Source organism: Mesorhizobium sp. PAMC28654 (assembly GCF_020616515.1).
Classification (GTDB): domain Bacteria; phylum Pseudomonadota; class Alphaproteobacteria; order Rhizobiales; family Rhizobiaceae; genus Mesorhizobium.
This window is the reverse complement of record NZ_CP085135.1, coordinates 3,528,935-3,542,693: the sequence shown is the minus strand read 5'-3', so window position 1 is coordinate 3,542,693 and position 13,759 is coordinate 3,528,935. Positions and strand designations below refer to the sequence as shown.

Below are 13,759 nucleotides of genomic sequence, written 5' to 3'. Positions count from 1 at the left end.
GGCATGATGAATTATACCGACACATCCATTGCCGCGACCACCCCGTTCCTCAGCCTCGAGAACGTGCGCAAGACCTATCCGGGCGTCGTCGCGCTGGACGGTTTTTCCATGGAGGTCAGGCCCGGCGAGGTGATCGGCCTGGTTGGCGAGAACGGGGCCGGCAAATCGACATTGATGAAAATCCTCGGTGGCGTCACCACGCCGGATACCGGCACCATCACCGTCGACGGCACCACCCACAAGGGGCTGAGTGTCGAAGGCAGCCTCGGCTCGGGCATCGCCTTCGTCCACCAGGAACTCAACCTGTTCGAAAATCTCGATGTCGCCGCCAACATCTTCTTCGGACGTGAGCCCCTACGTGCGGGCCCGCTCAAACTGGTCGACCGGGCGAAACTGCGCACCATGGTGGCGCCGCTCCTGAAGCGCGTCGGCGCCAATTTCTCGGCCGATACGCAGGTCGCCGACCTGTCGCTGGCACAGCAGCAGATGGTCGAGATCGCCAAGGCGCTGTCGATCAAGGCACGGCTGGTCATCCTCGACGAGCCGACATCGAGCCTGCCGATCGCCGAGACCGACAAGCTGCTCGACGTCATCAAGGCGCTGAAGGCCGACGGCATCAGCGTCATCTTCATTTCGCACCGCCTGCACGAGATCGAGCGCGTCGCCGACCGCGTCGTCGTGCTGCGCGACGGCATGCTGGCCGGTACGCTGCAGAAGCGCGACATCAACCACGACCAGATGGTCAAGCTGATGATCGGCCGCATGCTGAAGGAGCGCGAGAAAGCCTCCGAGGCCGCGCGGGCACCTGGCGCCACGGCGCTCTCTGCCAAGGCCATTCGTACCCCCGCCTATCCCGGCCGGCCAGTCGACCTCGACGTCCGTCACGGCGAGATCCTCGGCCTCGCCGGGCTTGTCGGCTCCGGCCGCACCGAGCTGGCGCGGGTGTTTTTTGGTATCGACGGCAGCCTTGGCGGCACGCTTGAACTCGACGGCAAGCCGCTTGCGCTGGCTTCAGCGGCCGATGCCGTCGCCCATGGCATCTTTCTGGTGCCGGAGGACCGCAAGCTGACCGGCATCCTGCTCGATTTGTCGATTGTGCAAAACATTTCCCTGCCCAATCTGCCGGCGCATGCCAAGCGTGCGCTGGTGTCCGCAAGTGCGGAGGCCGCTACCGCCGAGAAGCAGAAAAAGGATCTCGGCATCAAGGCGCCGTCGGTGCAGACCCGCACCGGCACACTGTCGGGAGGCAACCAGCAGAAGGTCGTGCTCGGCAAATGGCTGGCCATGAACCCCAAGGTGATGATCCTCGATGAGCCGACGCGCGGCATCGATATCGGCGCCAAGGCGGAAATCTACGGGCTGATGCGGGCGCTCGCCGATGCCGGCGTCGCCGTGCTGATGATCTCCAGCGACATGGAAGAGGTGATCGGTGTTTCCGACCGCATCGCCGTCATGCATGAGGGCCAGATCTCGGGCATTCTCGACAAGGAACGGTTCAGCCAGGAAAACGTGCTGCTGCTGGCGGTGGGCAAGCAGCCGAAATAGTTCTGCAGGTTTGGCGCTGGCGCGAGCGCGCCCGGGCAGGCATTGGGGAGAAGACGATGACCAAGAAAGACCTCGGCCTGCTAATCCTGATCCTGGTGGTCGGTGCCATCGTGGCGATCATCAATCCGCGCTTCCTCTTGCCGATCAATCTCGCCAACACCTCGAACCTCATCGGTCTCTTCGGCATCCTGTCGATCGGCCAGGCCTTCGTCATCATCACCGGCGGCATTGAACTGTCGGTCGGCTCGGTTGTCGCGTTGCTCGGAACGCTGTTCATCGACTTCATAGCCACGCGTGGCATGGGATGGCCGGTCGCCTTCGTGCTCATCCTGGTGCTCGGCGCCATCATCGGCCTGGCGCATGGCTGGCTGATCACGCGGCTGAAATTACAACCCTTCGTCGTCACGCTATGCGGTCTTCTGATCTATCGCGGCGTCGCGCGCTTCTACACCGCCGATGGCACCGCCGGCTTTGCCTTCGGCCAGAATTTTCCGGATCTCGAATTCCTGACGGCCGGCCGGTCATATGGCGTGCCCAACAGCTTTATCGCGCTGATCGTCATCGCCATCGTCATGTGGGTGGTGCTGCACCGCTCAGTGTTCGGCCGCTATCTCTACGCCATCGGCAAGAATGAGGAGGCGGCGAAATATTCGGGCATCCGCACCGGCCGTATCGTCATGGCCGCCTATGTCATCTGCGGCGTGCTGACGGCGCTGTCGGCGATCTACTTCGCCATGTACACGCGCTCGATTTCACCGGCCAGCCACGGCCAGTTCTACGAGCTCTACGCCATCGCCGCCGCCGTGCTCGGCGGCTTCTCGCTACGCGGCGGCGAGGGTTCGCTGATCGGCGTGATCCTCGGCACCGTGCTGCTGCAGGAACTGCAGAACCTCGTCAACCTGCTCGGCATTCCATCCTCGCTCAATTTCGCGGTGATGGGCGGCGTCATCCTCATCGGCGTCCTGGTCGACCAGCAATGGGGTGTGTTCCGGGCCAGGCGGCTGATGGTCGACGCTGCCCGCAAGAACGTCGCCGGCGCGGCGGCGGAATAACCGCCTTGCAGCCACGCAACTGCTTGTCCGCGCGTTGAGATTATTATAATAGCATAACCCGAACTGGTCGGGGGCGGACGGGACATGCGCTGCGATTTGCGAGGCAAGGTGGCGCTGGTCACGGGCGCTGCGGGCGCCATAGGCAGTTCCATTGCCAAGCGCCTGTCCGACAATGGCGCCGCGGTGGTGGTCGCCGACATCGACAGCGAAGGCGCGGCGCGGATCGCGGCCGGTTTGGGCAATGCGCTGGCGTGTACCGCCGACATCCGCGATGCGGCATCGGTGGACAGTGCGATCGCGGCACTCATGGATCGCTACGGCCGCCTCGACATCCTCGTCAACAATGCCGGCGTCAACACGCTGGCGCACCGCGTCACGATAGACGAATTTCCGCCCGAGGAATGGGATCGCATCATCGGCATCGACCTCGACGGCCTTTACATCATGAGCCGTGCGGCGCTTGGGCCGATGCTTGCCGCCGGCAAGGGTGGGCGCATCGTCAACATCGCGTCGGTCGTCGGCCTTGCCGCCATGCGCCTGCAAAGCCCGTTCGTCGCCGCAAAGGCCGGCATCATCCATATGACCCGATCGATGGCAATTGAACTCGGAGCCAAGGGCATCCTCACCAATGCTATTGCGCCGGGTTCGGTGATGACGGCGCTGACCGCGAAACTGTTTTATGGCGACGACGGCAAGTTTGCCGGGCGTACGCAGGAATTCCTCGCCCATGTGCCGCTCGGCCGGCCGGCCCAGCCGGAGGAGATCGCCGAGGCGGTGCTGTTCCTTGCCTCTCCCGCCGCCAGTTATATCAACGGCCAGGTGCTGGCAGTCGATGGTGGCTGGACGGCGGGATACATGATGTGAGCGCTGACATGGAAATCGATCTCGCTGGCGCTGCAATCGCCCTGGAAGGCGCGAGCAATCCGGTTGTCGAGGCGGCACTCGCCGCCTTTCGCGCCAATGATGGCCGCCTTGTCGAAGGGTCGCAGGCGCGGCTTGCCGACATTCTGCTGATATCGTGCCCATTGCGCCCAGGAGTGACGGCGGAAAAACCCGGCACCTTGTATGCGGTCGCACGCAAGGCTGCTGTTGCCATGACCGAGCGCGGCAGCGGCCGGATCATCTTCCTGCTCTCGGCCGCCGCCGGCATGCCGATGCGTCGCCATCCACGCTTTTCCATGGAGAACGCATCGATCCTCGCCGGCATGCGCACGCTCGCCATGGAATTCGGCCCCAAGGTCCTGGTCAATGCCGTCGGCGTCGGCGCGGTCGAGGATGAGACCATGGTCTCCGGTGACAAGGCGATGCTCAGCCACACGCCTGTCGGCCGCGCGGGCAGCATCGAGGAAGCCGTTGCGGCCGTGCTGTTCTTCTGCGATCCACTGAACACCTACACGACCGGCCAGATGCTGGGTGTCGATGGCGGATGGATGGCAGGCTATGGGCGTAATTTCTGAACCGTTGATGCTCAAAGCCGGAGCGCTCGAAGTCGAGCTGGTGCCGCAAATCGGCGGCAGCGTGAGTTCGCTGCGCTGGTGCGGCATCGATCTCATGCGCCGGCTTTCGGATCATGATCGAGAAGCGGGCAACGTGCTTGGCGTCGCGATGTTCCCGATGATGCCATACGCCAACCGTATCGCTGGAAACACCTTCGACTTCGCGGCGGAACGCTGGCGGGTCCTGCCCAACAATCCGCCGGAAATATTCAACGTCCATGGCAGCGGCTGGCAGCACGCCTGGACTGTCACCGAGGCCGGAGCCGGCAACGCGACACTGTCGCTGGACGTCACAGCCAGAACTGAGCCCTATTCCTACCGCGCGACGCAGGCTTTCACGGCCTCCCAAGAGGGCCTCAGCGTGACCATGACGCTGACCAACTCCGGGCCGGTTTCCATGCCGTTCGGCTTCGGCCTGCATCCGTGGTTCGATCGCGACCCGGACGTGACGTTGCAATTCGAGGCCAGGCGCTTCTACCTCGAAGAGCCGGGTGGTGTTTCAGGCGATCCGATCACCCTCCCACCTGAACTCGACTTTGCCGAGGCCCGGCCCTTGCCGGGCGGCTGGCGCAACAATGATTATGGCGGTTGGGGCGGCGAGGCGACCCTTCGCTTCCCGTCGCGCGGCGCCGGGTTGCGGATCAAGGCCGATCCCGTCTTCAAGCACCTCATGCTTTATGCCGATCCCACAAAACCGTATTTCTGTGTCGAGCCGCAAACCAATGCCTCGGGTGCTTTCAACCGGGGCAGATGGGCTGATTCGGACGAGGGCGCGATCGTGCTTGCGCCGGGCGAGAATGCTGCCGGCACGGTCTCATTCCTGCCCTTTGCGCTTGGGGAGTGAATCCGAGGGACGCTTTTCCGAAACTCACGGGGTTATTCAGGTCAGGCCGGCCTCACATGAATATCGGCATACCCTAAAGCAGCCGGGCCAGCAGGCCACCATCCACCTGCATCGCGCTGCCGGTGACGAAGGATGCGGCGTCGGAAATCAGGAAGCCTATTGCCGTGGCGATCTCCGAGGGGTTGGCGATGCGGGCGATCCGGTTGGGCTCGAAGGACAGGCCCAGCGCTTCCGCGCCGCCGGCCGCCTCCAACCCGCCCAGCGTCATCCGGGTGGCGACGGAACCGACGAGCACGGCGTTGACGCGGATGCGATCGACGGCGTAGTCGAGCGCCATCTGCCGCGACAATCCGACGACCGCCGCCTTCGTCGCGGCATAGGCCGGCACGCCGGGCACCGTTGCATCGGCATGCACGGAGGCAATGTTGACGATCGAGCCGCCGCCTGCCTTGCGCAGCAGCGGCAAGGTTGCCCGGCAAACGCGGAAAATGGCTGTCAGGTTGACGGCGATGGTCCGGTCCCAGTCCTCGTCGGAAAGCTCTTCAAGCCGCTTGCCGGTCGGATAGATGCCGGCACAGTTGACGACCGCATCGAGGCCGCCGAAGGCCTCCGTCGCCGCCACTACGGCGGCCTGGACCTCGGCTTCACGGGTGAGATCGCTGTCGCGGAAGATCAATTGGCCTTCAGCATATCCGCCAGCAAGGGCCGCGCCTTCCTCGCCATCCAGCCCAGCGCCGAAGACATGCGCGCCCTCAGCGACAAGATACTCGGCCGTCGCCCGGCCGATGCCGGTCGACGCGCCGGTGACGAAAACGCGTTTGCCGGCAAACATCATGATGAAACCCGTGAAGCCATCGCGTGGCGTTCGGCTTGCGCTGCCGTCACCGAGCGCAGCACGCGATCCTCGCCGCCTTCGCCTCGGCCGAATTCGTCGACTATGCGGCCGTCGGCGACGACAATGCAGCGGTCGCAAAGGCCGATCAATTCCTCGAGCTCGGAGGCGACGATGAGCAGGCCCACGCCTTTTTCCGCCAACTCGACCACCAGCCGGTAGATCTCGTGCCGGGTTGCCGCGTCGACGCCCTTGGTCGGCTCATCGAGCAGCAGCACTTTCGGCGCTCGCATCAGCACGCGGGCAAACAGCAGCTTCTGCTGGTTGCCGCCCGACAGATGGGTGACCGAAGCCTGCGGCGACGAGGCCTTCACGTTGAGCGCGCGCATGGCGCCCAGGATGGAAGTGCGTTCGAGCCCGCCGCTGATCATGCCGTGCCGCGACAAGGGGCCGAGGTTGCCGATGGTGATGTTGGCGCCCACCGGCAGATTGAACAGCAGCCCGTCGCGCTTGCGATCCTCGGTCAACAGCGCGATGCCGGCGACACGGGCGTCGCTTGGCGATCTGATCGAGATAGGCTCGCCGGCGACGCGGATTTCGCCCTCGGCCGGTACGCGGCCGTAGATGCCGTGCAATATCTCGCTGCGGCCGGACCAAGCAGCCCCGCCAGCCCGACGATTTCGCCGGCTGCGACGGAGAGGTTGATGTCCTTCGCGCCGTGAATAGCGCCGCTGTGGCCGGCGACGGTGAGATGGCGAACCTCCAGTGCGATCGGCGTTCCAACGGGCGCCGCGTGCTCGGGAAACAGCCGCTGCAGCCTTTGGCCCGACATCGAGAAGATGAATGTTTCGGGGTCAAAGTCCTCACGGGCGATCCGCACCGCCACCTGCCCGTCGCGCAGCACGGTGGCGCGGTCGCAAATCGCGAGAACTTCGGGCAAGCGGTGCGTAATGTAGATCATCGCCACACCTTGCGCCTTAAGGCGGCGCAGCACGCTGAACAGCGCGTCGACTTCGATGCCGGAGAGCGAAGCGGTCGGTTCATCCAGCATCAGCACGCGTGGCCGCAGCACGATGGCGCGGGCGATCATTACCAGATGGCGCTGCGCCGAGGTCAGCGACGCGACATAGGCCTTGGGATTGATGCCGATGCCGAGGTCAGCAAAGATTTCGCCGGCACGCTGTTGCAGCTTCCTTTGGTGGACAAACATGCCGTCGCCCAGCCCCGTGCGACCGGCAAAGACGTTCTCGGCCACCGAAAGCTGTTCGAGTACCTCGATTTCCTGCGGCACATAGCCGACGCCGTTCGAGCGTGCATCGGCGGGCGAGGCGAAACTGACGGGCTGGCCGTCAAGCTTGACGGTGCCGGTGTAGGAGCCGGCCGGATGCACGCCGTTGAGGATCTTGACCAGAGTGGACTTGCCTGCGCCGTTCTGGCCGAGCAAAGCATGGATTTCGCCGGGGATCACCTCGAAATCCACCCCGCGCAGCGCTTGCACGCCGCCGAAATTCTTGGCGATTCCGGTGGCCGAAAACAGCGGTTCTTGGGTGGTTTCGGACACGACGATCCTCTCGGAAGATGCCGGATCCGCAAGACGCGGACCCGGCGGCAGGCGTTACTGGCCGGCGCTGTCCAGCATCTTGTAGTAGGGAGCGAGATCGGCGGCGGTGATCACCTTGGCCGGCAGCGGATTGCTGTAGGGAACGGTCTTGCCCTGGGCAAGGTCGCCGAGCAGCTCGGCGACCTTGGCGCTCTCTTCATACAGCGGCTGCGCGACGATGCCGTAGGCGGCGCCCGATTTCACCAGGTCGAGATTCTGCCTGATGTAATCCATGCCGATGATGACGACGTCGCGTCCGGATTTGCGGGCCGCGCCCGACCAGGTCTGGATACTGTTGCCAGTGGTGCCGAATGCGGCGGTCACGTCGGGATTGCCCTGCAGGATCGCCACCGCCTTGGCTTCCGCCGCCGACGGTTCGAAGCCTTCCATCTGCGTGTCGAGCACCTTGATGCCTGGATACTTCGCCGCGATGGTCTTGCGGAAGGCATCGGACATGGCGTTTTCGGTATCGTTGGAGGCGCCTTGCGTCAGTGCCACGGTGCCCTTGCCGCCAAGCTTGTCGCCAATGGCGATGGCCGCATTGGCGCCGACCTCGGCGATGTCCTCGCCCGTCGCGGCCTTCAGGCCGTTGACCGTGCCTTCCGGCGGCAGCACATGCCAGGTGACGATCGGAAAGCCCTCCTTGGCAAGCTTGGTGATGTAGGAATAGATCGCCGGATCCACCCCATAGACACCGATGGCGTCATATTTGGTGCGGGCAAGTGCGGCTTCGGCAAGCGGCAGCGTCGCCGGAATATCCCAGTTGGTGGCACTCGGGTCGCCGACAACCTCACAGGTGTAGCCGAGCTCCTTGCACTTGTTGAGGAAGCCTGCCTGCATCAGCCGGTGCACGGGGTGATCCTTCATCGCCTGCACCCAGAGCAGGTGGATGTCAGCAGCCCGGGCAAGGCTCGCCGAGCCAAGCGACGTAGCAACGACCGCTGCCGCGAACGCGGCACGGATCAGTCCTTTTTTCAGATCGATCTTCATATCCTACCTCCCTTGGTTCGCCGACTTTTTGCCGGCGCAAAATCTGCCGTAGTGGCAGCCCGAACGCCTTGTTTCCTCCCGGTCCGCTCAAGCGCCAGCGATGAAGTAACGGCGACGCAGGATGTCCAGGCCGACGGCCAGGACCATGATCACGCCGACCGCGATCTGCTGCCAGTTGGAGTTGACGCCGATGACAACGAGGCCGCTCTGCACCACCTTCAGCATCAGGATGCCGACGACGCCGCCTGCAACCGTGCCGGCGCCGCCGAACAGGCTGACGCCGCCGACCACGACACCGGCGATGACCGTCAGTTCCCAGCCGCTGCCGATAGAGGTGCCCCCGCTGCCGAGATCGGCCATTACGAACATGCCGGCGATCGCCGACAACGCGCCGACGACCATGAAGGCGCCGATCTTGTAGGCGTTGGTGTTGATGCCGACGAGGTGAGCCACTTCCTTGTTGCCGCCGGTGGCATACATGTTGCGTCCCAGCACGGTGCGCCGCAGCACGAAGTCGGCGACGATGGCGGCGATGATGAAGAAGGCAAAGCTCCAGCCGAGGCCGAAGGCTAGATCGGTACCACCAATATTATTGATTGCCTCCGGCAGTGGGTAGACCGGATAGCCGCCCGTCACCACCTGGATCAGGCCTTGGCCTATGAACAGCATGCCGAGCGTCTGGATGAAGGCGGGGATGCCGAGCCTGACCACGATCAGGCCGTTGACGAGCCCGATCAACGCGCCAACACCAACACCGCCGAGAATGGCGATCGACACCGGAAAGGCGGCCGCTGTCATCAGCTTGGCGGCGACCACCGCGGACAGCCCGGCCACCGAGCCGACGGAGAGGTCGAATTCGCCGGCAACCAGCAAAATCGTCTGGCCGATGGCGATGATGCCCACGAACGACACGACGTTGAGGATAGCGCGGATGTTGCGCTCCGACAGGAAGGCCGGTTCGAGCAACCAGAAGAAGGCGACCAGCAAAGCCATTGCGGCGAGCACGCCAACTTCGCCGACGGCAATGAAACCGATCAGTCGCCGCCGGAACGATTGCGCATCCCGGGGCGGCGAGCTCACGTCAGCCGCGCTGTTCATCCTGACCTCCCTGGCGGCGCCTGTTGCGGGTTCTTGCGCCCGGCTCCATTCACCCACGCCGATCCCAGCGCGCTCCTCGGCCCCATTAAGATTATAATATTATAACTTGTCAACGGTGAAATTTGTCAGCCACACGATCACCGTGCGTGTCGCTGGAAAGCATCCTCCGCAACCGCTATGAATAGTTTTTCGCGATCCGGCAGCGGGCGTTGCCCTCGCGGATCGCGCTCTGGTGGAGCTTGGTGATGACCGACAGGTCCGAGGACGGCGCGGACGAGAAGAAGCCGCCGGCGCGGCTTGGCGTGCGCGAGATCGCCAAGCGCGTCGGCGTCGCGCCGATGACGGTTTCGCGTGTGCTGTCCAACCCCGACATGGTCTCGCCGGAAACGCGCGCCAAGGTGCTGCAGGCGATCGAGCAGGCCGGCTTCGTGCCCAACCGGCTGGCGTCGAGCATGCGCGGCAATGGCCGCATGATCGGCACGGTGGTGCCGCCGCTGATCAATTCGGGCATTGCCGAGCAGGTTCAGGGCATGTCCGACGAATGCCACCAGAGCGGCTATTCGATGCTCTTGGTGCAAGGCGAATTCACACAGGAGGCGGAGGAAAAGGCGATCCGCACCCTGCTCGGCTGGCGCCCGGTCGGCATGATCCTGCAGAGCTTCGTGCAAAGCGAGACGGCGCGCGCATTGCTGACCAGCAGTGGCGCGCCGGTGGTCGAGATTTCCGAGATCAAGGGCCGCAAGCCGCTCGACATGGTGGTTGGCGTCTCCAACTTCGAGACCGCCTACGCCATGACCATGCATCTGGCCGCCAAGGGCTACAAGCGCATCGGCTTCGTCTCGACGCCGGTCCATGGCAATGACCGCTTGCAGCAACGCCGCACCGGCTATAACGCCGCTCTGGCGGAACTCGGCTTCAAGAACCGTGGCGACATGGAGGTCGAGGTGCCGATCACCGCGCAAGGCGGGGCCGAGGCGCTGGTGACGTTGACCTCCCGCCACAAGGACATCGACGCCATCTTCTTTTCCAGCGACACGCTGGCCGTCGGCGCCGTGCAGGAGTGCCACCGGCGCGGCTGGGCGGTGCCAGGCAGGATCGCCATCGCCGGTTATGGTGACATCGATCTGGCGGCGCAGCTGTATCCGCCGCTGACCACGGTGAAGGTCAATCGCTACGAGATGGGCCGCCGCGCGGTGCGGCAATTGCTGGCGAGGCTCGGCGGCGACACCAAGGTGCCGACCATCACCAGCCTCGGCTTCGAGATCGTCGACCGCGAGAGTGCCTGATCAGGGCTTGGAGTCCTCCCGCCGCCCAAGACGCTTTTCCCAGCCCTCGGCGTGGACGTTGAGATAGGCTTTGGGATCGTAGGGATGATCCTTGATCGCATCGATGTTGAGATCGATGCCGAGTCCCGGCGCATCCGGCAGCGACAGGTGGCCGTTGTCCGGATTGACGGTCGGATGCCAGGTCACGAGATCGCGCGTCCACGGGTCGTTGAAGGCGTCGAAATGCTCCTGGATGAGGAAGTTCGGCACCGCCGCGGCCAGTTGCAGGCACACCGCCGTCGCCACCGGGCCGCCGCTCTGGTGCGGCGCGATATGGCTGCCATGGGCAAGCGCCAGGTTGGCCACCTGCATCGATGGCGCGATGCCGCCGAGCGACATCGGCTCGGGCTGGAAGATGTTGACGCCGCCGCCTGCGGCCAGCGTGTAGAACTGGCCGACCGTGTCGTACATCTCGCCGGTCGCCACCGGGATCGGCGAACGATGCGCGACTTCGTGCACGGTTTCCTGCCGGTCGCGCGAGGTCGGCTCCTCCCACCAGTAGATGTCGAGATCCGCGAATTTTTGCGCCGCCTGCAGCGCCGCGATCTCGGTGAAGCGGGCATGCACGTCGATCAGGATCAGCGTATCCCCAGGCAGTCGGTCGCGCAGTGTCCGGCAGATGGCGTAGGACAGGTCGAGCTCTTCGCGCGAAATAAAACCTTGCGCGGTGCCGAACGGGTCGAGCTTGAACGCCTTGAAGCCCTTGGCCAGCACCGCTCGGGCTGCTTCAAGGAAAGCTTCGGGCGTACGCTCGGTGCGGTACCAGCCATTGGCGTAGCCGAGCACGCTGTCGCGCACCTGGCCGCCGAGAAGCTGGTGGATGGGAACGCCGAGGCTCTTGCCCAGGATATCCCAGCAGGCAACCTCGATCGCCGCGATGACGGTGCGGTGGATATGGCCGCCATCGAGCGAAACACTGTCCAGCATGCGCTTGGCCAGCGCGTTGATACGGCGCGGATTCTGGCCGATGGCGAGATGCTTAAGCTCATGCACGCCGGCTTCGGTGGTCTTGATGAAACCGTTGAGCGTTCCCTCTCCGACACCATGGATGCCGCTGTCGGTATGAACCCTGACGAATAGCCAGTTCTTCCAGCCGGCGCCGACGGCAAAGGTTTCGATCTCGGTGATCTTCATGCCAAACTCTAGCTCAAACCAGCGATGGTCGCGATGACGGCCTCGGTGGTCAGGCCGTATTTCGCTTGCAAGGTCGGCACCGCGCCGCATTCGATATAGCGGTCCGGCAGGCCAATGCGGGCCACCTTCTTCACAATGCCGGCGTCGAACAAGGTCTCGACGACAAGGCTCGCCAGCCCACCGACCACCACATGGTTTTCTGCGGTGACAATATGACCAGCGCCGGCAGCAAATTCAGCCACCGCCGTAGCGTCGAACGGTTTTATGGTCGGCACGTGCAGCACACTGGCCGAGATGCCTTGTCTCTGCAAAGCCACCGCCGCATCCAGCGCTCGCTCGGTCATGAAGCCGGTCGAGATGATGCCGACATCTGAGCCTTCACGAAGACGCCGCGCCTTGCCGATCTCGAAGAGATAACCGGGCTCGAACACGACGGGCACGCTGCCGCGCAGCAGCCTCATATAGACCGGCCCTTGGTGCTCGGCGATCGCTGCTGTCGCCGCCTCGATCTCCGTCGCATCGCAGGGGTCGATGATGGTCAGGCCGGGTATCATGCGCATCAGCGCCAGGTCCTCGATCGCCTGATGCGTGCCGCCATAACCGGTGGTCAGGCCGGGCAGGCCGGCGACGATCTTGACGTTGAGGTTGGAGTGGGCGAGCGCGATGGCGACGAAATCATAGGCGCGCCGCGTCGCGAACACGCCATAGGTTGTGGCGAACGGCACCTTGCCGGTGCGCGCCAGCCCGGCGGCGACGGCGACGAGATTCTGCTCGGCCATGCCGACATTGAAGAAGCGATCCGGGAAGGCGTCGCGGAAGGGGAGAATGTCGGTGTATTTGCCGAGGTCGGCGGTCAGCCCGACAATGTCGGGGCGGCTCTGGCCAAGCCTGGCCAGCGCCCGGCCGAACGGCGCTTCCACGCTCTGCCGGCCACCACCAATCGCTTCGTCCTGGCCCATGGCCAGCGTGCGTCCGGCCTCCATCGCGACACCGCTCATAGCTGTGTTCCCACGCTTTGCTCGAACTCGGCGATGATGCCGTCCCATTGCGCCATGTCGATGCGGAAGAAGTGCGATTTCTCGCTGGTCTCGATGCGCGGCACGCCCTTGCCGGGCAGTGTGCGCAGCACGATCGCCTTCGGCTTGCCGTTGCGCGCACGGGCACTGGCCAGCGCGCCGACCACGGCTGTCATGTCGTTGCCGTCGATCTCAAACGTCTCCCAGCCAAAGGCGCGCCATTTGCCGGCTACAGGTTCCACGTCGAGCACGACGGGTCCATCGGCCTGGATGCCATTGCAGTCGATAAGCGACACCAGCCCATCGAGCTTGAAATGGCTGGCCGACATCGCGGCTTCCCAGGTCGAGCCCTCCTGCATCTCGCCGTCGGAAAGCTCGACGAAGACGCGTGCGTCGGACCGGTCGACGCGCAAACCCAGCGCCTGGCCGACACCTTGTCCGAGGCCGTGGCCGAGCGAACCACCGATCATTTCGACGCCGGGCGTGGTGTCGAGCGTCGACATCTCCAGCCGGCTGTTGTCGGCGCCGTAGGTGACCAGTTCCTCGACAGGAATGATGCCGGCCTCGGCCAGCGCCGCCCACAGCGCGATCGAGTAGTGGCCGGTCGACAGCAGGAAGCGGTCGCGGTCCGGCCAGTTCAGATTGTGCGGGTCGTAGCGCAGTTCGTGAAAATACAGCGCCGCCAGCGCATCGGCGATGCCGAGCCCCTGGCCGATATAGCCTTGGCCCTGGCCGCGCGCCATGGTCAGCATGTGGCGGCGCAACCGTGTCGCCTTGCGTTCGAGCGCGCCGATGTCGGCGGCGCCGGGAGGTGAGTTTCGCAGCAT

Annotated in this window: 14 protein-coding genes; 6 read left to right on the top strand and 8 right to left on the bottom strand. The window is 64.4% G+C overall.

The genetic code is table 11. The features are described from left to right. Window positions 1-6 precede the first annotated feature (6 nt). The 5 genes from LGH82_RS17285 to LGH82_RS17265 all read left to right on the top strand — a co-directional run bounded on the left by LGH82_RS17285 (window position 7) and on the right by LGH82_RS17265 (window position 4,937). Entirely contained in the window at window positions 7-1,545 is a 1,539-nt protein-coding gene (locus tag LGH82_RS17285; RefSeq protein ID WP_227349616.1) for a sugar ABC transporter ATP-binding protein, read from the top strand. 56 nt (window positions 1,546-1,601) lie between these two features. After that, complete coding sequence (locus tag LGH82_RS17280) at window positions 1,602-2,597, top strand: ABC transporter permease (protein ID WP_227343900.1); 996 nt, start codon at window positions 1,602-1,604, stop codon at window positions 2,595-2,597. Between the two features lie 84 nt (window positions 2,598-2,681). Then, a complete protein-coding gene (locus LGH82_RS17275) occupies window positions 2,682-3,461 on the top strand; it encodes an SDR family NAD(P)-dependent oxidoreductase (RefSeq protein WP_227343899.1) in 780 nt (259 codons plus the stop codon). Beyond that, window positions 3,458-4,054 (top strand): SDR family oxidoreductase, encoded by a 597-nt coding sequence (locus tag LGH82_RS17270; RefSeq protein ID WP_227343898.1) that lies wholly within the window; start codon window positions 3,458-3,460, stop codon window positions 4,052-4,054. Before LGH82_RS17275 ends, LGH82_RS17270 begins: the two co-directional genes overlap by 4 nt. Before the next feature lie 7 nt (window positions 4,055-4,061). Further along, window positions 4,062-4,937, top strand: a complete 876-nt coding sequence (locus tag LGH82_RS17265) for an aldose 1-epimerase (RefSeq protein WP_227343897.1) — start codon at window positions 4,062-4,064, stop codon at window positions 4,935-4,937. A gap of 73 nt (window positions 4,938-5,010) precedes the next feature. Here LGH82_RS17265 and LGH82_RS17260 read toward each other — a convergent pair whose 3' ends face one another. The 5 genes from LGH82_RS17260 to LGH82_RS17240 all read right to left on the bottom strand — a co-directional run bounded on the left by LGH82_RS17260 (window position 5,011) and on the right by LGH82_RS17240 (window position 9,457). Continuing rightward, window positions 5,011-5,772 (bottom strand): SDR family NAD(P)-dependent oxidoreductase, encoded by a 762-nt coding sequence (locus LGH82_RS17260; protein ID WP_227343896.1) that lies wholly within the window; start codon window positions 5,770-5,772, stop codon window positions 5,011-5,013. Further along, window positions 5,769-6,404: an ATP-binding cassette domain-containing protein gene (locus LGH82_RS17255; protein ID WP_264484329.1), complete on the bottom strand. Its 636-nt coding sequence runs from the start codon at window positions 6,402-6,404 to the stop codon at window positions 5,769-5,771. The genes LGH82_RS17260 and LGH82_RS17255 overlap by 4 nt, the downstream gene beginning before the upstream one ends. Beyond that, a complete protein-coding gene (locus LGH82_RS17250; protein WP_227343895.1) occupies window positions 6,293-7,330 on the bottom strand; it encodes an ATP-binding cassette domain-containing protein in 1,038 nt (345 codons plus the stop codon). Before LGH82_RS17250 ends, LGH82_RS17255 begins: the two co-directional genes overlap by 112 nt. 54 nt (window positions 7,331-7,384) lie before the next feature. Further along, a complete protein-coding gene (locus LGH82_RS17245; protein WP_227343894.1) occupies window positions 7,385-8,359 on the bottom strand; it encodes a sugar ABC transporter substrate-binding protein in 975 nt (324 codons plus the stop codon). 87 nt (window positions 8,360-8,446) lie between these two features. After that, window positions 8,447-9,457, bottom strand: coding sequence for an ABC transporter permease (locus LGH82_RS17240; protein WP_227343893.1), 1,011 nt, complete (start codon window positions 9,455-9,457; stop codon window positions 8,447-8,449). 245 nt (window positions 9,458-9,702) lie between these two features. Between LGH82_RS17240 and LGH82_RS17235 the strand changes: the two genes are divergently transcribed. Further along, window positions 9,703-10,743: a LacI family DNA-binding transcriptional regulator gene (locus LGH82_RS17235; protein ID WP_227343892.1), complete on the top strand. Its 1,041-nt coding sequence runs from the start codon at window positions 9,703-9,705 to the stop codon at window positions 10,741-10,743. Here the strand turns inward: LGH82_RS17235 and LGH82_RS17230 are convergent, their stop codons facing one another. From LGH82_RS17230 to LGH82_RS17220, 3 genes are read right to left on the bottom strand one after another with little or no spacing between them, the layout of a single operon-like run. Further along, window positions 10,744-11,916: a mandelate racemase/muconate lactonizing enzyme family protein gene (locus LGH82_RS17230; protein WP_227343891.1), complete on the bottom strand. Its 1,173-nt coding sequence runs from the start codon at window positions 11,914-11,916 to the stop codon at window positions 10,744-10,746. Window positions 11,917-11,924: 8 nt separating this feature from the next. Beyond that, on the bottom strand, window positions 11,925-12,914 hold the full coding sequence (locus LGH82_RS17225; RefSeq protein ID WP_227343890.1) for a transketolase family protein: 990 nt from the start codon (window positions 12,912-12,914) through the stop codon (window positions 11,925-11,927). Continuing rightward, window positions 12,911-13,759: a transketolase gene (locus LGH82_RS17220; protein ID WP_227343889.1), complete on the bottom strand. Its 849-nt coding sequence runs from the start codon at window positions 13,757-13,759 to the stop codon at window positions 12,911-12,913. The genes LGH82_RS17225 and LGH82_RS17220 overlap by 4 nt, the downstream gene beginning before the upstream one ends.

Excerpts from the sequence above, each read along its gene's own strand:
- LGH82_RS17285 (WP_227349616.1), top strand. The coding sequence starts at position 7 with ATGAATTATACCGACACATCCATTGCCGCGACCACCCCGTTCCTCAGC.
- LGH82_RS17280 (WP_227343900.1), top strand. The coding sequence starts at position 1,602 with ATGACCAAGAAAGACCTCGGCCTGCTAATCCTGATCCTGGTGGTCGGT.
- LGH82_RS17275 (WP_227343899.1), top strand. The coding sequence starts at position 2,682 with ATGCGCTGCGATTTGCGAGGCAAGGTGGCGCTGGTCACGGGCGCTGCG.
- LGH82_RS17265 (WP_227343897.1), top strand. The coding sequence starts at position 4,062 with ATGCTCAAAGCCGGAGCGCTCGAAGTCGAGCTGGTGCCGCAAATCGGC.
- LGH82_RS17260 (WP_227343896.1), bottom strand. The coding sequence starts at position 5,772 with ATGATGTTTGCCGGCAAACGCGTTTTCGTCACCGGCGCGTCGACCGGC.
- LGH82_RS17245 (WP_227343894.1), bottom strand. The coding sequence starts at position 8,359 with ATGAAGATCGATCTGAAAAAAGGACTGATCCGTGCCGCGTTCGCGGCA.
- LGH82_RS17240 (WP_227343893.1), bottom strand. The coding sequence starts at position 9,457 with ATGAACAGCGCGGCTGACGTGAGCTCGCCGCCCCGGGATGCGCAATCG.
- LGH82_RS17235 (WP_227343892.1), top strand. The coding sequence starts at position 9,703 with ATGACCGACAGGTCCGAGGACGGCGCGGACGAGAAGAAGCCGCCGGCG.
- LGH82_RS17230 (WP_227343891.1), bottom strand. The coding sequence starts at position 11,916 with ATGAAGATCACCGAGATCGAAACCTTTGCCGTCGGCGCCGGCTGGAAG.
- LGH82_RS17225 (WP_227343890.1), bottom strand. The coding sequence starts at position 12,914 with ATGAGCGGTGTCGCGATGGAGGCCGGACGCACGCTGGCCATGGGCCAG.
- LGH82_RS17220 (WP_227343889.1), bottom strand. The coding sequence starts at position 13,759 with ATGCTGCGAAACTCACCTCCCGGCGCCGCCGACATCGGCGCGCTCGAA.